The sequence below is a fragment of the Butyrivibrio sp. MB2005 genome (genome assembly GCF_000424285.1).
Taxonomy (GTDB): Bacteria; Bacillota; Clostridia; order Lachnospirales; family Lachnospiraceae; genus Butyrivibrio.
Map to the genome: position 1 here is coordinate 49,284 of NZ_AUJP01000016.1, position 20,301 is coordinate 69,584.

Genomic DNA, 20,301 nt, shown 5'->3' on the forward strand with positions numbered 1-20,301 from the left:
TCAGGCTGCCTTATTTTTTGCAAATGCTTTAAATACGTAGAATACAAAATAGCCATAGGCAGCAATCTCTGCCAGAGATATGGGTATCATTGAAATACTGTACTGTCCAAAGAGCACTATCACATATACCAGAAGCGAGCAGATATTCATTACAAGAACTATGGGCCAAAGCTCACGCTTTACGAAGGCACACACAGCTGTCATAAGAAGAACTATGGCATAGTCATATCTCTCATGCATTCCAGGAAGGAACATGGTGCAGGTCCATGCCATCAAAAGTCCGAACATGATGGCATTTTCTTTTTGCTGTAAAAAATCCCTCTTACGATAGGCATATATTACAAGTCCAAGGAGAATTCCCGCTGTAAGCGCTATGGCAGGAAGCTTTAAATACTCATCAAGATTATCCAGCCCAAAGTTGTAGATATTTGGATAGTAGGAAACCATGCCGTAGCCTTCTGTTGTGGTCTCCTGAGTCTGTGACATGTAGGCAAAATAGGTGTCCCTTATGCCCTTTTTACAAAGAACTGAGGGAAGACCCATAATCAGATACATAACAGGAATCCATGCAAATTCAAGGATACTAAAGCCCTTCTTTACCAGATAGATCATAAAAAAGAAGGGTACAAATAAAATCGCCTGAAGCTTGAAGCCAAAGGATATGGCAAAAAAGATAAATGCAGCTCTGTACTGATCCTTTAAAAGGTAATATATGGCGATTACGATAAATACCACGTAAATTGCATCGCACTGCTTCCAAAGGGCTCCGTTAAACATAACAAAGGGCAGTAAAAGCGAAAGCGCTGCGGCAAAATTAGCTTTTGTTTCAGCTTCCTCCTGCAAAACTCCTCGCTCGCCCAAAAGAAAGATTACGATTTTCCTGATATAAACTGCGCTTACAATCTCTGCAATAAAGGAAAAGATAGCTAACGGAATGTACGGCTCACAGGGTAAAAGCGAGCAGATAGCGTACATGATATTATAGGGCACATAGTAGTCCCCTATGTTTTTGCCAAGTCCTGTGAGAATGCCATATTCTCTGTAGGCATTAACCCAGGGAAGATAATAGGAATTATAATCCGGGGAAAGCGTAACCTCCGGAATCATGATAAGCCTTGCCACTACTGCTATCAGAAGCATTACGGCAAGAGCTACCCTTTCTAAAGTTCTATTTTTGTTCAAAAGGTATGAACCTCCACGTCAGTTTGTCTTATCAAGAACCACAGAATCTTTGTGATAATACTCAGCTACTGCATTATTAAGCCAGTCAGAAGCATCATCCGTTATATCAGAAAAATAAAGAAGCTCAGGTTTTACGGAATAGGGCTTAAGTTTAACATCTTTAACGGAATCATCCTTAAGAACCTTAAGTCTTTCCTTAAATTCAGCCTTGTAGGTTCCTGCTTTCCCTGTTGCCAGATCATAAACAGCGGAAGTTCCTGTGTAAACATGGGGATCAGCCTTAATAGCAAAGCATGAACCAACCACAAAGATAAGAGTAACAAATACATACACGCCCTGGAAATCCTTGAACGAAGATACTTTTACATGAACTATCACCCATCCGCAAAGATATCCAACCAGCAGTATCAGCAAAAGCATGCCCTGCATATAGTAGATTCCCTGAATTCTGCCTGCGATGATATTGCCTGTGGCATAAAGAGGTGGCGTGATATTGGCAGAAGCAAGAAGAATAGCAAAAGCGCCAAAAAGTACAGGATGCTCAAACTTATAGAACTTCCTGATCTTGCCGGCAGCCTTCCACAAAAAAGGCACAAGGAGTGCTAACATAAACATAACAGGGAATGTAAGCCACTCTCCAAACATCCTTTCAAGAGTGTAGTAGATGGATATAAGAACCGTTTTAACAGGACCAAAGAAGGTTTCCTTGGATCTGACTGAATTACCAGGAGCAACCACTGAGCAGATAAATCCTACTATCATGAATATCGAAGGCATAACAAGCTTTCTCACAGAAGAAAGCTTCAGACAGATAGCTGTCAGCTTATAGCGGCTCATATTGAACTTCCTGTCAGCATCAGCCCCGTCAAATACGCTGTAATAGACAGCTATAAATAAAATACAAGCAGATATTATTGCCATGCTGAGGGCTGTCATATAATTTGCGCCTCCAAGCAAAAAGCCAAGAAGCGAAATCAGAAGCTTTGCATAAAGCTTTGTATCGACATCCGTTGCAAGCTTTATCATAAGCCCAAGCCACAGAAGGGACAGTGAAAACATAAACATATAGTTTATAGCTCCGCTATACCAGAAAAAACTCTCGCAGCGGGCATTTACAGGCAGCGTATGGAGAAGGATCGCATAGGTGATACTTGTTATGCATCCTGTTATATCATTGCCAAGACGAAGAGTCTTTGTAAGGAGCTGCCTCATGAAAAACCAAAGTCCAAAGGAAAACATCATCAGAATACCGAAGGTTCCAAGGAAATAAAGACTCTCATGAAAAACACTGGGTGCAAGTGCTGTAAGAGCATCTGAAAAGAAATAACCGGTCCAGTTCATGTAGTACCAATATCCCATGTATATGCCCTTAAAAATGGCCGCAAAAACGCTGCCCGACTCCAGGAAAGCCTCATGAACCTCAAAGGCCATACTAAAATCGTCAGCAGCAGGGACATTGAAAAGAGCAATCAAAAAGACAGGGATAACAGCTATTATGTTACCGACAAACAGTGCTATCCGCAGCTTTCTGACGCCTTCCTTCATTTTGAACTTATCATTTTCGATTGAAATTATTTCCCCCATTAAGATTCTTACTCCGCTCTGAATGAATTCAAACGATCAATCACATAATCCATCTCTTCATCCGTCATTCCTGCATAGATAGGAAGTGACAGAACCTCATCGGCGCAGCTCTCGGTTATAGGGAAGTCTCCCCTCTTAAATCCAAGATACTCGTAGGCCTGTGAAAGATGAGGCGGTATCGGATAATGAATAATTGTTGTTATGTTATTATCTGCAAGATAAGTCATAAGCTCATCTCTGTACTTAGGTACTCTTATTACATACTGATGCCATACGCTGGTGGCACCATCTGCAACCTCAGGCTTAATGAAAAGAGGATTGGTAATACCTTCTGCGTAGCGCTTAGCTATCTGGGTACGCTCCTCTGTAATCTCCTGAATATACTTAAGCCTAACTCTTAAAAGTCCTGCCTGCATCTCATCAAGTCTTGAGTTGGCACCAACAACCATGTTGTGGTATCTCTTCTCGCTTCCGTAGTTGCGATAGATCTTCATAAGTCTTGCAAGCTCGGGATCATCTGTGGTAATAGCTCCGGCATCACCAAAAGCTCCCATATTCTTGGAAGGATAGAAAGAAAAACATCCGATATCACCAAAGCTGCCTGTCATTTTCCCATTAAAGCATGCTCCGTGGGACTGGGCACAGTCCTCAACAAGTCTGAGATTGTACTTTTTGCAAAGCTCTGTAACCTTGTCCATGCGGGCTGCCTGTCCATAAAGATGAACAACCAGGATTGCCTTTGTCTTATCAGTTATCTTCTCTTCTATTTTATCAACATCTATCTGATAATGCTCATCAGGCTCAACAAAAACCGGTGTGGCATCGTTAATGGTTATACCCATAACGCTTGCTATATATGTATTACCCTGAACGATTACCTCATCGCCCTTACCAATTCCAAGAACCCTGAAAGCGAGCCAAAGGGCATCAAGTCCGCTGGCAAGTCCTACGCTGTACTTTGTTCCAACATAAGAAGCAAATTCTTCCTCAAAGCTCTCAACCTCTTTTCCGAGGATGTACCAGCCTGAGCGGAGAACATCAAGGGCCTTCTGTTCATATTCTTCCTGATGGCGCATGAAACCTCTGTCCATGCGGCTCTGCATTATTTTATCCATTGATAACACCTTTAATCTTTACATATAGTGAACTATATCAGTTCTAAATTGTCCCTATACGGGATAGCTACGCCTTCTTAAGCGTCTCTTCTTTTTACGTATCCTGCATACCAGTCTACGAAGTTGTGAATACCTTCCTTAAGAGGTGTGTCAGGCTTAAAGTCGAAGTCATTCATAAGATCCTCAACATCAGCAAAGGTAGCCTCTACGTCACCTGCCTGCATGGGAAGAAGTTCTCTGTGTGCCTCAAAATCAAAATCCTTGGGAAGAAGATCATGAGCAACCAGCTCCTTCTGAAGAAGATCAACAAAGTCCATAAGATTCTCAGGGCTGTGGTTACCGATATTGTAAACCTTATAGCGATTACCCTTCTCATCTTCATCAGGCTTGTGCTGCATTACATTAACAACACCCGTTACTATATCATCAACATAGGTAAAGTCTCTCTTGCAGTTACCATAGTTAAAGATCTGAATCTTATCGCCTCTAAGAAGCTTATCAGCAAAGAGGAAAAGAGCCATATCAGGTCTTCCCATAGGTCCGTATACTGTGAAGAATCTAAGACCTGTTGTAGCCATTCCATAGAGGTTACTGTAGGAATAAGCAAAAAGCTCGTTAGACTTCTTGGTTGCAGCATAAAGTGAAAGCGGGTGATCAACCTGGTCCTTGGTGCTGAAAGGAAGCTTGGTGTTTCCGCCATATACGGATGAGCTTGAAGCATATACGAGGTGCTCTACCTTGGGCTCTGAATGTCTGCAAGCCTCAAGAATATTGAAAAATCCGATAACGTTAGCCTCGATATAAGCATCGGGGTGCTCGATTGAGTATCTTACACCTGCCTGAGCAGCCAGATTTACTACAACTGCTGGCTTATACTTTGCAAATACCTCATCAACTGCAGCCTTATCAGCAATATCACCCTTAACAAAAGTGAAATCCGGATATTTTGAGAGCTTCTCAAGACGTTCCTCCTTTAGGCGAACGTCGTAGTAATCATTTACATTGTCGTAGCCAATAACCTTTATATCCTTAAACTCCTCAAGAAGCCTTGTGGACAAGTGTGAGCCAATAAAGCCTGCAGCACCTGTAACAAGTACTGTCTTACCTTCTAAAGAAACGTTTCTCTCTTTCATAATATTAATACTCCTTTGTAGATATGGTATAATCCGTTGTATTATGGTGTATGAGATTGCTTTTTCATAATACAAGTAGTAATCACACTAACGCAATTCTCCAAACATTATAGTTAAAACTCTTGCGGAGGTCAATTTTCATGGGCAGAGTAAAGCTCGCCGCTAAAAATATAACATTCGGATACATCGGTCAGCTCGCAACAGCCCTGATGTCCTTCATATTAAGATCAATTTTCATATACAAGCTGTCCAAGGATCTCCTTGGCGTTAACGCCCTGTACAGCAATATCCTGTCACTTTTGTCAATGGCAGAGCTCGGTATCGGCACGGCACTGAATTTCTCACTATACGCACCTGTTGCCAGAAAAGACACCGAAAAGATCAAGTCCTACATGCAGATGTACAGGAAGGCTTACCATACAATAGCCATTGTTGTAGCTGTTATCGGACTTATCCTTACTCCTTTTTTGAAATATCTTGTAAAGAACCCGGGAAACATCACTCCCAGGGATCTGACCTTTTACTATCTGATTTTCCTGTTTAATACAGTAAGCACATATTTTGTTTCATATAAATACAGTCTGGTAAATGCGGAGCAAAAAAACTACATTCAGACCAATATAAACACTCTGACCAAGATAATCACTGTATTTTTCCAGATAATTGTACTTCTGGTAATTCCGAACTTTTATATTTATCTGTTAACAGATGCTGCCATCCAGCTTGTACAAAAGCTCTTTGTCAGCAGATACCTTGATAAGCTTTATCCCTATCTTAGAGATAAGGACATTACACCTCTTACCACACAAGAACACGACGAAGTGTGGTCCAAGACCAAGGCCCTTGTTCTTCATAAGGTCGGCGATGTAGCAAGACTTCAGACCGACACCCTTATAATTTCCGCCTTCATCGAGGTCGGAATAGCAGGCGTTGTTGATAACTATACGCTTGTTACCGGTACCATTGCGAACTTTGTAAACATCATATTCAACTCGGTTATATCCAGCTTTGGCAATCTTATTGCTACAGAGACCAAGGAAAAACAATATAAGCTGTTTAAAGTATATCGCTTTTTTGCGTCATGGGTATACGGTTTTTCAGCTGCAGGATTTTTCATTCTTTTGCAGCCTCTGATCTATCTGTGGATTGTAAGGCGCCATGGTCCCTCCTGGATGCTCCCCACACTGGCTGTTTACCTGTTCATCACCGACTACTATTTCAAGGGCGACAGAATCGTTTTATCCAACTACAAGACCGCTGCTGGAGTATTCGAACAGGATAAGTATCTGGCACTTATTCAGGGCTTTGTGAACCTTGTGATATCAATCGTTCTTGTTCAAAAGATCGGTCTTGCAGGTATCTATGTGGGAACCGTTGTTTCAGGACTTATTGCAAATGTGACCAAGCCTGTTATCATCTATAAAGTATGTTTTGATAAGAGCTCATCCTCATACTTTTTAGACAGCGCCAAATATATACTTACAGAGGCTGCCATCATTGTGGCCTGCTTCTTCATAAGTAAAGCTGTCCTCGTTAATATCACCATCCTTACCTTTGTGATAATGGGCATAATAGTTACCGTTATTTTTAATGGTGTGTTCTGGATCATGTTCCATAATACAGACGAATATAATTATCTGCTTGGAATAATCAAAAGTAAGTTATCAAGGAAGTGATTCCTGTCAGACGTTATTATTTCTTGAAACGTTTGTTATTTATACAATATCTATTAATTTAATGGAGATCTTATGACGATCAAAGAACTTGAATCATTTATATCTGTAGCAAGAGAGGATCTTGCAAATATCCATAAGAGGAGTCTCAAGGATTCCATGAAGGACGTTGCCAAAAAGGCCCTTGGTCGCCCCTCTGCCACAAAGGACATGATATTCTGGCCGGCAGGAGTTCTGCTGTTTGGTCTTACGGAAGCCATATCTCCGGTTATCTCTGAATCTCTCAAGACAGAAATAACAACCGACATCAATTCATTTATTAAAAAATGGCAGGATGAAGGCTCTGAAAAGGTATCCTTTGTGGATGACTCTGTTTTTGGTGCTGGTCTTCTTGGAATGTATAAAATAACAGATGATGAGAAGCTTAAGCAAAGCGCTTCAAAGATTTATGATTTTCTGAATAACAGTCCCAAGAACAGGACAGGAAGTATCATCTATAATCCCAAGGCGGGAAATGACTATATCTTCGCAGATGGCGCAGGGCAAAGTGCCATGTTTCTCTCACGCTACGGCGCTGAAATTGATGATAAAGCCTTTGAGCTTGCAGCCACGCAGCTGATAAACTACTACGACCATGGAATGGACTTCAGGTCAGGTCTTCCCTATCACGCCTTTACTATGTCAACAGCTAAAAAGCTGGGACTCCTTGGCTGGGGAAGAGCTATGGGGTGGCTTATTATGGGATACGCGGAATTTTTGACCTGCATATATAAAACATCAGATATTCATAATGATGCAGCAGGTCAGGTCATTCTTCCGGCAGGAATAGATTTGAAAACGCTTGATATTATTAAAGAACAGTTCATTAATCTCGTTAGGACCACGCTCAGCTACCAGCGCCTTGATGGCGGTTTTTCCTGGCAGCTTCAGTCTATAGAAGGAGAACCCGATACCTCAGCTACTGCTATGATTGGATATGCACTTGCCAAGACTCTTGAGTGCGGACTTTTTAGAGAAGAAAGCTTAGAGGCTATTTCTGATATTATAGGCGACTCAGATATAAATGAAGATAAAATAACAAAAGCTCTATTACGAATGCAGGACTTTTTACTCCTTCATACAGATAAGGGTTCTGTCCAAAAGTCCCTTTCTGGCTGTGAGGACATAGGAGTTCACAGACAAGTCTATGGTCATTACCCCTGGGGACAGGGAGCCGCTCTTGCCATGCTGACTCATACAATACAGTTGTAATTTTGCATTATTCCTCGAAAATCCTCTCAGGCATGGACTTTGATCTGTACTGCATATCACTGACCTTATATACAGTTATGAATGCCTGAGGGTCTATTTTATTTATAAAAGTCATAAGTTTCTGAAATTCACTTTTATCTACAATAGTTATAATCTCATTGTGCTCCTGCATGCGGTAAGCACCAATAACCTTGTAAATGCTTGCCCCACTGTGCAGCTCATTAAGTATGTAGTTTCGTATCTCTTTTTCAAAAGGAGAAACGATACAGACTCTTCTTTTAAGTTTCTGGTCAAATATGAAATGATCAAGGATCATGCCATTAAAATATGTTCCAAGAATACTAAGTATAAGTGTCTTTGTGTCATAAACAAGGATTGAGGATACAGCAACGCACAGTCCTGCTGCAGACATCGCCTTTCCAAGGTCAATTTTCAGATATTTGTTAAGAATTTTTGCCACAATATCCAGACCACCTGAAGATGCATTCCTGTTAAACAATATCGCGATGCCTATACTTACGGTAAATATGTAGCAAAGAACGTCAAGTGTCGCATCTCCTGTAAAAGAAACAAAATCCGGAAAACACCTTTCAAATATTCCAATAACCACCGGCAGCAAAATTGATGTATATACTGTCTTATAACCAAACTCCGCCCCGCAGGTGATAAAACCGATTATCAGTAGAAATACGTTCATTATCATGGTTATCGTTGAAACCTGTAAAGGTATAAAATTTGTCAATACAATTGCTAATCCGGATATACTACTAACCGATGCATGACTTGGCATTAGAAAAAAGAAAACAGCAGCCCCAACAATCGTCGTAGCAATCGTCAAAATGGATATTTCTTTAATCAGTGCAAACTTTTTCATAACTATAAACCCTTTCCCACATATTCATTCCAATTCTGTCCACACATTAGAGTAATACCCCACACGCAAAAAAGCTACAGGCTACTCAAAATTAAGTAACCTGTAGCTCATTTTCTCTAGCGTTATCGCTATTATTTTAAATTATTTAGCTAACCGACCATGTCTTAACATAACCAATCTTCTTGTTCTTGAATACCTTTATTGTAGGTGCTTTAGCCTTCCTTGCTTCAGATTTGGTCATCTTCATTTTAACCTTTGCCTTTTTATTTATCTTACCAAAGGCATTCTTACCAATCTTGCTGGCCTTGGTGAGCTTTGAAGACTTAACTTTGATATTCTTAAGACCGGACTGATAGTATGCTTTTTTGCCAATCTTCTTTACTTTCTTTCCAATTGTAAGCTTTGTCAACTTTTTGCAGCCTTCGTTGGCAGACTCACCGATTTCCTCAACGTTATCAGGAACGTCGCACTTTGTAAGAGCTACGCAGCCCTTAAATGCTTTGGCGCCAATCTTCTTAACGTTCTTTCCAATCTTAACTTCCTTAACGTTCTTGAGTCCTTCACATGCATTCTTACCGATTTCTTCAACGTTATCGCCAATGATAATCTTGGCAATGTCGTCCTTCTTCTCAAAGTTCTTAAATGCGCCGTCACCAATTGCGGTTACCTTATACTCGTTGCCGTCCTTAAGGATAACAGAAGCTTTTATTTCTTCTGTGCCTGATGCATTCTCAGCGGGCTTCTCGTATGTTACAGAACGCTTTCCTTCATCTGTTCCTGTTACCTTGTAGGTTGCGGAATCTGCAGAAGTCTTACCCTTCTCCTGAAGTTCATCGTCTTTCTTTACTTCTGCACTCTCCGTCGATACTATACTTCCATCATCTGCAAGTTTTCCACCCTTGATGGTAACATATGTATTAATAGCTTCCTTATATGCTGCAGCTTCGGTTGTTTTGTTTTTTCCATATGCTTGGTCTATAGTCAGCTTAGCGCCGGGATTCATTTGAATAGTAATGCCAGTAGACACATTACCGTTGTCCTTATCAACAGCTCCAATAAGCCTTGTTGAGCAATTACCATTGACAACAATTGTTATGCCAGAAATATCACCACTTATATCATCGAAACTACCATCTGTAATAGTAAGCGTTTTGGTAGTAGCATCCCAAGAAACAATTTTACTCACATCATCTACAGGAGCTAAAAAGCCACCACTTATGCAAAGATCATCATAACTAATATTACCAGATGTTACTACTCTTCCATCTTTTAAAGCCTGAAAATTTTCAGCAGCAGCCAAAACCTTCTGGGGCATAAATCCAATGCACATAGTCAGTGCAACAGCAAGTGCCATAATAAATGATAAAACCCTCTTACTACTCTTTTTGCTAACCCTCATAAAAGTACCTCCATCATAGTATTTGTTCCATTAATTCATAATGAATCCACCACTTTCGACAACACATCTACTACAATTGTCCAACCCTACAATACCTTTTTCAATAAGTGCCGGTGTTATTTTATTCTCTTTTAAGATTGTTTACCCGGTATTTATTTATGGAAAGTATGGCAGATTTTACCACACTGCTGTTTTCCCGCGTTATACATCTCATTTTCAGAAATGGCATAAACTATCTATTCCTAATTCTTTTCGAGCAGAGAAAATACTGATTTTGGACAAAATAGAGGCGCGAGCATAATTATGAAATAGAGACAAATCCTTCCTGCGCAGCGGAAAACACAATTATCGCCAAAATATAGGCGCGGTATCGCTCTTGAACAGCTTTTGAAAGCTCGAAGCAGAGCTCTCGCGCAGAGAAAATAAAGATTTCATTGAAAATAGAGGCGCGGATTTTTTCTGAAATGCTATAAAGCCGGTTTTTGCGCAGAGAAAAGCGAAAATCTCCCTAAAATAGAGGCGTAAAAGCCATTTGAACGACTTTAGCAAGACTCTCTGCATCATGTCTGAGCAGAGAAAATAACCATATCTCTCAAAATAGAGGCGTGACAGATTTTACCACCTGCTATTTTCCTGAGTCATACATCTCATTGACCATATCCCAAAATTCCATAGCCACCTTTGAGAGATCACGCTCAGCGCTTTTTACAAGAACATAGCCGGCTGTTACATCGGGTTCTATTATTCGTTTGATCACTACGCCACCATTAACGTATTTGGCAGCTGAAGCAGGATAAATTGCAATTCCCACGCCCTTGGATGTAAGCTCGTAAGCGTTAAGCATGTGGGCCATTCGGCAGATTATCTTTGGCTGGCACTTTAGCGGCGCAAACCAGTTCTCAATCTCTTTTCTTCTGGATCTTCGGGACGGGATGATGAGTTCATATGGTGCAAGCTTTTTAAGCTCGATGCTATCTCCCTTTTCTTTAGCTAAGGGATGGTCTTCCGGAATAATTGCAACCCAGGGCTCATTGTAAATGAGACGTCCATCCAAGCCCTCTTCATCGTAAGGAAGAGTTATAACGCCTACTTCATTAAGTCCTGAGTGGACCCTTTTTATAACATCGTCTGAGTTCCCATTCCAAACTTCGTACTCTACCAGTGGATATTTCTTCTTGAATTCGCTTATCCAGTTGGCAAAAAGCTCAGGGGCATGACCTTCCACAGTAGCAAGGTAAAGCCTCCCTGTAAGACCTTCATTCATTTTGCTGATATCTTCCACAGATTGATCAGCAAGTTGCTTGATGCGGCGAGCGTATTGGAGAAACCTTGTTCCCTCCTCAGTAAGCGCAAGACCTCTTGCCTTGCGTACAAACAGTTTTGAGTTTAATTCTTCCTCCAGGTCTCTTATCTGACGACTTAAGGGAGGCTGTGCAATATTTAGTCTTTCCGCCGCTTTTGTAAAGCTACCTTCTTCTGCTACTGTAAGAAAATACCTTATGTGCCTGAGCTCCATACCCGTTCCACCTTTCTGCGCTTATGCTCTGATAGTTATCATCAGCGATGATATATAGTTTCCTTGCTACTATCATTCCCATCTATACCTATAAGGTATATTACACCTACTATTATATGTATTATACAACAGCTTGATTAACTGTTATCATTTAATTATCAAAAAGAAATAAGTAACAGCTGCATAGATACATATAAACAAAGCAAATCTTTAAAAAGGAGGCCTTGGCATATGAAAAAACTGTTTAAAATGATTGAAGAAATCTTCGAAGAGATGTATGGAATAGAAGGTAAGGTTGACTAAATAGTCGAACCCCCAAAAAAACAGGAGGCGGTCAGTTTTGAACTGACCGTCTCCTTCTTTTTGCTATTATTTATCGCTATAGCATGCTTATTTGCTTCATAGTGTAGTTTAGTGTTCTATTAGTGTTTTAATCTTAATATGAAATAGGCCGCACCTATCAGAACAGTGATTGTTGCTGCAGCGCTTAAAGGAATCAGCGGAGATGACTTCTGATTGTTCTCCTCAGAATCAGTTGCCATACTATCTGCCTCTTCTGAATCTGATATAGAGGATGCTTCTTCCGGATTATCTACTGCGCTATCTGCAACCTCAACTTCTGTTTCAGCATCTTCAGTTTCTGCATCAGAAGATGTATCAGACATTTCTGCTGCGTCAGCCATATTCTTATCTGATGCCTTGGCTAAATCAGTCTCGGTGCCTGAATTCTGAGAATCAGTTGCTGCGCCTGCTGTCCTGCCGGATTCTGTTGAAGAGCCTGCATTTCTGTCTGCTAAAGCTGGCTCATTTCTACTTGCACCAAGTACGCCACGACCGGCAGTAGAGTCGGTCTGTTTTGCGGTAAGTCCAGATTTGTTCTGACTTCCGACCTGAGTATTCGAGTCTCTATCGGACCCCTGATTTGCACCGGGGCTAACTTCTTCACGGTTCTGAGTTCCTGTGTGCTTTGTCTCAGCGTTATTCTGTGACCTGTCGCCACTGCCCTTACTCTCTGTGACAGTTTTGGATTTCTTCGGCGTAATGGTACCTGCTTCTGTCTGCTTTGCATTATCACTTACAGGATTAACCGTCTGTTGAGGAGCTGATGAATCCTCTTTTGCAGCCTCGGTAGATTCCGAATTCTGAGGTTCTATCTGGCCTGAACCTGGTTCAGACTGACCACCTTCCTGTTCAGTGGATTCTCCTGCTTCAGACTGACCACCTTCGCCGTTTTCTCCGGGCTGTTCTTCACCCGCGTTCTCCTGTTCTGCTGCCTTAGTCATAATGAGCTGAACATTGTCTACCTTCAGACCTTTTCCTGTAAAGTCACCGCTTATGCTAACTGTGGCAACACCGTCCACAATCTCAATATCAGTAAGTTCGACAACTCTGGCTTCACCCACAGTTATATCACCATTAACTTCAGCGGAAGAATCATTAACAGCAATCGATATACTGTTATCAAAGCCTTCGTTTAAAAGTTCAATTTCAGCAGAAAGCGTATATGTACCTGCAGGAAGATCATTTATGGTCTGACTGATAGTGAAAGTATAAGGATTTCCTTCATCGGTATAACCAACAAATTTACCGTTCTCACCCTTCACAGGATAGTCAGCACCTTCTGATGAGATTTCCCAATACAGCGGAAGATTTGGCCAATCAGCCTCTACCTCTTCAAAATCCCCATTGAGAATTACATTCACTGGTTCAACCGGAGTTTCTTCCTGCCCTTCTTCACCGGTACCTGATTCTTGACCGGATTCTCCAGCTTCCCCGGATTCAGAACCTGAACCTGCTTCACCGCTTTCACCTGAACCTGATTCCTCGCCACTCGCCTCACCGGATGCACCGCCGGATTCTCCTGTTTCAGAACCCTCGCCGGTTTCTTCACCGGAGCCATTATCACTCTCACCGGTTTCAGAACCTTCTCCTTGCTCAGAACCTGTTTCTTCACCGGATTCATTTCCACCTTCTCCGGCTTCAGAACCTTCTCCAGGATCTTCTCCCTGCTCCTGATTATCCTCTATGGTCTCAACCAGATACAGTTTTATATCTCCCACAGCGAAGGTAACTCCATTGGCATCAGCAGGGGCTGATACGTAGTATTTCACTGTTACTGTATTATTTCTTACCGTAAGCTTCTCACCAAGAAGCTGATCCTCCACGATGACATCTGCTGTGTCTATTGGTGATGATGTCACTTCCTCATCGCCGGAGAAAAGAGCCATAACAGCGCTGTTCATGTTACTCTTTACCTTGATATCATTGGACAGATTGTAAACACCGTTTGGCACGCCTGACACTGTATAGGAAAACACTGCTTCATACCCATCCTGAGACCAGGCAACAAGTCTTCCGTCCTCAAGCTTTGGAGTAAATCCTTCTAAGGACCAGCCGTCCATTCCGCTCTCACCAAAGTTCCAGCTCCAGATCACATTGTCATAGTGTTCTTCCTGTGGAGCATCATTACCACTGGCCATGAGCTTTGTAGAGTATTCTGCGCTTTCTGCTACAGGCTCTCCATCAGGATAATAGAACCCAGCCCTGATTCTAAGGTCATCTGAGTTCTTAATCCCTGAATCCTCTGTCAGCTTATAATTCCAGCCTCCGTCAGCATTTACAGGCACGTTGAACTTCTTATCGCCTGCAGTGACAGTCACATATTTTACAAACTCAGCTGTTCCAGTAATCTCATAGGGGAACTCTGTTATCTCCGTAGGCACTTCATCTATAGATACTCTTGTGTTAGCAATAAGCTCCTCTACAAAATTTGCACCCTTAAGGTCATCAACATAGAAAGTTCCGCTTGTGACGGTTCCTGTCTGATTGGTATAGATGGACACAGACTTAAGGTTCTGCGTACTGTCTATAGGCTGAGGCGTTCCGGATGTAGCCCAGTCAGGCTGCACAATCTTAGAAAAAGGCATATATAAGGTCATAGGGCCTTTGCCTGTCATATAACCTGTATAAGCATAGGTGGAACTTTCCGTTTCCATCTGAACCTTGATCTCATTGCCGGATCCGTCAGAATCGATATACATGATAAATCCGTCATATCCGCTAAGATTCAGCAGATTCATGATTTTAGTGGCACCTGCATATCCTTTTCCGTCATAGTCATAATCGATTCTAAGGCCATAGGAGCCTTCTGATTTATTGCCGGAATCAAGAGAAAGTCCGAAACTTCCGCCATTTGTATTTCTGGAATAAGCCTGATTCAAAAGCGTATTGGATCCGCTATATCCCTCAAAATCATCAACCTTTGTGGAAGAGCCCGCATAAATACTGTCTATACAGATGCTACTGTCGCCCTCTCCATCAAAAGAATATGAAAGCTTCACTCCGTAATTCCCTGAATAAGCGCTGTTCTCATCAAGAGAAATGGCACCGCCCATACTGCTACTGCCGTCTTTTCCAAGGATTACAAATTCCGCTCCCATGACGCAGCTCCAGTTAAAGTCGCCATCCTTTGTGATAGGGAGTCTCTTCATCTCAGATGCGCCGCCAAGTGTTATCTTTTCACTCTCCCAGATATTTCCTGCATCGTCGCGAAGTCTTATCGCCAGGTCATTACCGCTGCCATCGGGCTTAACCCAGGCAAAAATGCAGTCATAGGCTGAATAATCTTTTCCATCAAGTCCTTTAGAAAACGAAACCTCGCCGCCTGCAACTTTTATCTGATAAAAAGAATTAAGAACTGAATCCTGACCAAAATAAAACTCGCCATCCTCAATGGTATTATCAGGAGAGCCTTCTGTAAGGGGAATCATCTTATTTCCGCTGGATATCTCAACCAGGCTCACAAATACATCTTCAGAACATCCTTCAGGAATGGTCACCCTGATTACTCTAACAGCCTCTGACACATTAAGATTTCCGTAAACTTTTCTTGTAACGCCATCAACTGAGGATTCGGATAATTCCCCGGTGTCCTTAAAACTTACGCCGTCAAAAGAGTACTCAACCCTGACATTTTCGCCATTTAATGAAACTGTGCTAACGCGGTAAGCATTGATGTCATCTCCTGTCTTATAAATGATAGATCCTGACTCTGTACCTTCTGTTGTGAGGCCTCTGATGTCGCCGTTTTGCCTCACCGCAAGGCTCTCATCTTTTGAAACATAGAAGGGCTCAGCATCCACGCCGAAGGTATTATCCTGGATCAGCACGTTGGTCTTTACCCTTGTTCCATTTTCTCCGTTAAAATAAGATAATCCGTCGTTTTTATAAGTAATCTCTATGGCATCCAGCTTGCAGCTGCTTTTCCCCTGAAGATACACTCTGACAAAGTAGTAATTACCTGCGCTGCATATATCAGAAGCTGTGTAGTTCTTTGATCCGGGGCTATGTGTGACGACCGCCTCCTCAAAGGTTATGCCATCGGTGGATACCATAACCCTTGGCTCAGAGCCTTCCTTTGCTTCACTCACAGCAGTGATCTCCACCTGGTCTGCAGGGATTTTTGCAAAGTACTCGATATATCCCTCTTCAGAGCTCTTATTGACAACAGTACTGCCTGACTGCTCAATATTTGCAGAGTGATCAGAACTGTAGGTGCGTCTTATCTCCGTGGGATTAGGATCATTACTTGAAACTGCGATCAAATCAAGATCGTCCTTAACCACGTGATTTACATTTTCCACGGTTACAATGTTTGACCAAAGACCAACACCTGACTCGTTGCAGGCTCTTACTCTGTAGGAATAGGTATGGCCATCAACAGCCGTTTCATCATGGTATCCCGCGATACAGTCATGGTCCTTATCCTCCCAGTTGCGGCCGGAATCATAGACATAATCTTCCTCGCCGGCAATCGTAACGAAGGTCTCGGAATCCTGATCCGTAACTGTTCCTTCAGCCCTTTGAATTTCGTACCATGCTCCGCCCACGACGCCTCGCCATTTTATATCGCCCACAGAGCTCCGGGTAAAAGAATTGTCATGGCTTACACCATTTTCGGAATAAAGGAGCGGTGCTTCCTCTGTCTCGGGAGCAGGAATCGGGATAGCTGCTGCCTCCTCATAGTTTGAAGCCTTACCGTTTGCAATCTGAGCATAGGCATAGATAGAGCGAATTATCTCTGTCTCACCGTAGTAGTTACCGGCTTCAAATCCCGGCCAGTGATATGATGCCCAGTATCCATCCTCGTTATGAAAATAGAATCCATAGCCATCCTTGTGAGCTCTAAGGCTCCACATCATTATTCCGTTTGTGTCATTCTCTACACCCTTTTGAAAAACATCGATACAGGGCTTAGCTGTAACCTTTGCACCAAACTCGCCAAGGATAAAAGGTTTTCCTGCTTCATGGGCAGATCTTGTATCATCCTCGCATCTCTGGGCATAGTTACCCTCATAATAGTGGGCTCCAAGAATATCAGCCTTGTTTTCGTCACTAAGTGACTTTGGTGCCATAGACATTCTTCCGTCCAGAACAAGGTGATTGCTGTCGATACTTTTTACATGCTCTACCACGTCATTGGTCCACTTTGCCAGCTCATCATCCCTTTCCACCTGGCTTCTGTTACCAATCTCATTTCCTGTTTCCCAGCAAAGAACCGCCGGGTCATCCTTATATTTTATACCGGTAACAGTATTTGTTCTATTCAGCAAATGAGTGATCATCTGCTTGAACATATCCATACATTTTTCGCTGCTGTAGAACTTCCATGCCCACTCCTGAAAACCTGACTGGGTGGGCTTTTTGCCCTCAGACTCACCGGCAAGCCACACATAGCTGTCCATACCGCCGATCCAAAACCAGTGATCCACAAAAGGAACGATAACCCTTATTCCATACTGATTTGCCTTGGCCAGCACATCATCAAGTGCATTTAGCGCATCTTCATTAAAAGTGAGCTGTCCATTTTCATCAACACCCGTAACATAAGCAGTGTCCGCGTTTTCGCCGTTGTAGGCAGGGATGGTGTAGGTTCTTGTAACATTTCCTCCCATGGCCCTGAAGGTCTTCATGGCATTGGCATGCTCCCAGGGTGTATCGCTTGTTGCCTGGGGGTAATTCAAGGAAACAAATTTGAGCTCCTTATCACCATCCATGAGCTTTGTGCCTGACACTGTAATAAAATTCTTAAATCCCACAATATCCTCCGTACTTGCAGCATTTGCTGTTACCGGCATGGCAGATGATACCAAAAGCCCTGCCGATACTATCAAAGACAAAATGCTTTTACTTATTTTCATGATCCCCTCCGGATTTCCTGATAAGCTCCAGGTTCCTGCTTATCATCTCATCTCTCTGCTTCACGCACAGAACTGACCTTCCCGGATCCTGCGGCGTCTCAAAGCAGAAATCCAGTAATTTATCAATTGTGGTTGTAGCAACATGCATCCTTGTATCGGAAGAAGCATAGTAGATGAACACCTCATTGCTTTCGTTGACGATTGCTCCGTTTGTGAAAACAACATTTGAGACGTCTCCTACTCTCTCTTCTCCTCTTGGTCCTATCAAAAGCCCTGAAGGCTCAGCGATGACCTTTGACGGATCCTTTAAATCAGTCACAAAAGCATAGAGCACATATCTAAGCCCTGCAGCTGTATTTCTTACACCGTGGGCGATATGCACCCATCCTCTCTCCGTCTTAATAGGCACAGCGCCTGCGCCGTTTTTAGCTTCTGTGATGGTGTGGTATTTGCGAAGACTTGTCATCTTTTCCTCATCGATAACAGCCTGGGTAATATCACTGCAAAGGCCAAAGCCTATTCCACTTCCGCTGCCTGTCTCAATAAAATCATCCATGGGTCTTGTATAAAAGGCATATCTGCCATCCACAAATTCAGGATGAAGGACCACATTCCTCTGCTGAGGGCTCTTGAGAGTCACCAGATTGGGAAGTCTCTCCCAGTTCTTAAGATCCTTTGTCCTTACTATCCCGGCAGATGCCACAGCCGCTGACAGGTCGCTTACTGAAGTATCTTTACTCTCAGAGCAGAAAACTCCGTAAATGTATCCGTCCTCGTGCTGTGTAAGTCTCATATCATAGACATTGGTCTCTTCTTTACAGGTATCCTCCAGCAAAACAGGATGATCCCAGAATCTGAAGTTATCTATTCCATTTTCACTCTCAGCTACGCCAAAGAATGACTTTCTGTCATTGCCCTCAATTCTGGCCACCAGATAGTATTTCCCGTTTAAATAAATTGCGCCGGAATTCATGACAGCATTAACTCCAAGCCTCTCCATGAAAAAGGGATTGGTATCCTTATCAAGGTCATATCTCCAGGTAAGCGGTATATGTTCTCTTGTAAGAACAGGATATTTGTACCTGTCATAAAGGCCGTTATAAAAAGGAGCTTTTTCATTCTTTCTTTTCAGATATTCGTTTTGCTTATCCAGCTCCTCATAGTATTTTTCGTGAATCATTTACAGCTCCTTCTTTAGTCTTTCTATAATTTCAAAACACATTCTTCCGTTGTGATACGGGCATTTCCAAGGTTCTACTATAGGCTTTGTTGCAGGATTTCCTTTTTCATCCACCTGCCAGAACCACTCAGAACCCTCCCTTTTATCAATCATGTTTTCTTTGGTGTACTCCCAGATTGATCTGACAGCAGATAAAAACTGAAGCTCCCTGGTTTTGGTATAAGCATTTGCAAAGCCCACCATGGCTTCCGACTGCACCCACCAGATTCTGGTAGTATCATTTACGCCATTTTCACACTCATTTATAAAAGAGCCATCTATCAGAGCATGCTCCATGGTATTTCTAGCCATATCCAGCGTCATCTCTCTTATCTGTTTTTCAATACCCTTATCCAGATAGCCTTCGCCCAAAGTATTTACCGCAAGGTCTATAAGCCAGGATGCCTCTATGTCATGACCATAACTGTAAAGGTCGATAAGACTGTTGTACTCAAGATCAAAGAAAACTTCCTGTCTCTTTTTATCCCTGTCATATATCTTGTTATTTATTGTGACCAAAAGCTCTGAAAGCCTGTTTCCAACCTGCTTTTTTATAGCCGCATCGCCTGTCACTTCAAACAAAAGGGTATAGGCTTCAAGGATGTGCAATGCAGTATTCATGGTTCTATCGGCAAGAACACCGTTTTCAGACAACTTGTCATTGGGCAACAGCCGGAAGTTCTTATCAAAGGCCTCAAGGTATCCACCATCGTCCCTGCACTTTTCTTCTACTAGATAAAAAAGGTCAAGTGCTTCATCAAGCACTTCTGTTCTGCCGCAGGCCTTGTAGTATTCTGAAAGTGCATAAATGGCAAAAGCCTGATTATAGGTATGCCTTGTGCTGTCCAAAACCTGTCCGTCATAAGTTACTGACCAGCAGATGCCGCACTTTTTATCCAGCATGGAAGTTTTCATAAACTTGTATGCGTGGTCCGCATATTCAAGAAGGGTTTTATCCCCAAGCTCTACAAAGGCTCTTGCAAAAAACCAAAGTATGCGGCTGTTTAATATGGCACCCTTGGGTGCCTTTTTATCTAAACTCAGCTCGTAGTCCAAAAGCCCGTAAAACCCGCCATTTTCATCATCCCGAAGGCTTTTCCAGAAAGGAATTATGTGCTCTCTAAGTTCTGTATTTATTTCCTGTAACATCAAAAT

Annotated in this window: 12 protein-coding genes; 2 read left to right on the top strand and 10 right to left on the bottom strand. The window is 42.3% G+C overall.

All coding sequences use genetic code 11. The features are described from left to right. From G610_RS0109625 to G610_RS0109640, 4 genes are all read right to left on the bottom strand, one after another. Positions 1-1,182 carry a glycosyltransferase 87 family protein gene (locus tag G610_RS0109625; RefSeq protein WP_026524610.1) on the bottom strand — a complete coding sequence of 394 codons (1,182 nt, stop codon included), beginning with the start codon at positions 1,180-1,182 and terminating at the stop codon, positions 1-3. Positions 1,183-1,200: 18 nt separating this feature from the next. Next, on the bottom strand, positions 1,201-2,766 hold the full coding sequence (locus G610_RS0109630; RefSeq protein ID WP_026524611.1) for a DUF6056 family protein: 1,566 nt from the start codon (positions 2,764-2,766) through the stop codon (positions 1,201-1,203). Between the two features lie 8 nt (positions 2,767-2,774). Beyond that, positions 2,775-3,881, bottom strand: a complete 1,107-nt coding sequence (locus G610_RS0109635) for a DegT/DnrJ/EryC1/StrS family aminotransferase (protein ID WP_026524612.1) — start codon at positions 3,879-3,881, stop codon at positions 2,775-2,777. Positions 3,882-3,958: 77 nt separating this feature from the next. Continuing rightward, positions 3,959-5,014 (bottom strand): NAD-dependent epimerase/dehydratase family protein, encoded by a 1,056-nt coding sequence (locus G610_RS0109640; RefSeq protein ID WP_026524613.1) that lies wholly within the window; start codon positions 5,012-5,014, stop codon positions 3,959-3,961. A 140-nt stretch (positions 5,015-5,154) separates the two neighbouring features. On the opposite strand from G610_RS0109640, the gene G610_RS0109645 reads away from it, so the two are divergent. Together G610_RS0109645 and G610_RS0109650 are read left to right on the top strand one after the other, a co-directional pair. After that, on the top strand, positions 5,155-6,690 hold the full coding sequence (locus tag G610_RS0109645; protein WP_026524614.1) for a lipopolysaccharide biosynthesis protein: 1,536 nt from the start codon (positions 5,155-5,157) through the stop codon (positions 6,688-6,690). A 72-nt stretch (positions 6,691-6,762) separates the two neighbouring features. Continuing rightward, positions 6,763-7,938, top strand: coding sequence for a glycoside hydrolase family 88 protein (locus G610_RS0109650; RefSeq protein WP_026524615.1), 1,176 nt, complete (start codon positions 6,763-6,765; stop codon positions 7,936-7,938). Positions 7,939-7,945: 7 nt separating this feature from the next. Here the strand turns inward: G610_RS0109650 and G610_RS0109655 are convergent, their stop codons facing one another. From G610_RS0109655 to G610_RS0109680, 6 genes are all read right to left on the bottom strand, one after another. After that, on the bottom strand, positions 7,946-8,812 hold the full coding sequence (locus tag G610_RS0109655; protein ID WP_026524616.1) for a YitT family protein: 867 nt from the start codon (positions 8,810-8,812) through the stop codon (positions 7,946-7,948). Between the two features lie 145 nt (positions 8,813-8,957). Continuing rightward, a complete protein-coding gene (locus G610_RS0109660; RefSeq protein ID WP_026524617.1) occupies positions 8,958-10,211 on the bottom strand; it encodes a leucine-rich repeat domain-containing protein in 1,254 nt (417 codons plus the stop codon). 625 nt (positions 10,212-10,836) lie between these two features. Beyond that, positions 10,837-11,727 (bottom strand): LysR family transcriptional regulator, encoded by an 891-nt coding sequence (locus G610_RS0109665; protein WP_026524618.1) that lies wholly within the window; start codon positions 11,725-11,727, stop codon positions 10,837-10,839. 422 nt (positions 11,728-12,149) lie between these two features. Further along, complete coding sequence (locus G610_RS0109670) at positions 12,150-17,927, bottom strand: carbohydrate binding domain-containing protein (RefSeq protein WP_026524619.1); 5,778 nt, start codon at positions 17,925-17,927, stop codon at positions 12,150-12,152. Next, entirely contained in the window at positions 17,914-19,107 is a 1,194-nt protein-coding gene (locus G610_RS0109675) for a glycoside hydrolase family 130 protein (RefSeq protein WP_026524620.1), read from the bottom strand. The genes G610_RS0109670 and G610_RS0109675 overlap by 14 nt, the downstream gene beginning before the upstream one ends. Further along, positions 19,108-20,295, bottom strand: a complete 1,188-nt coding sequence (locus tag G610_RS0109680) for an AGE family epimerase/isomerase (RefSeq protein WP_305803307.1) — start codon at positions 20,293-20,295, stop codon at positions 19,108-19,110. It lies immediately after the preceding gene. Positions 20,296-20,301 lie beyond the last annotated feature (6 nt).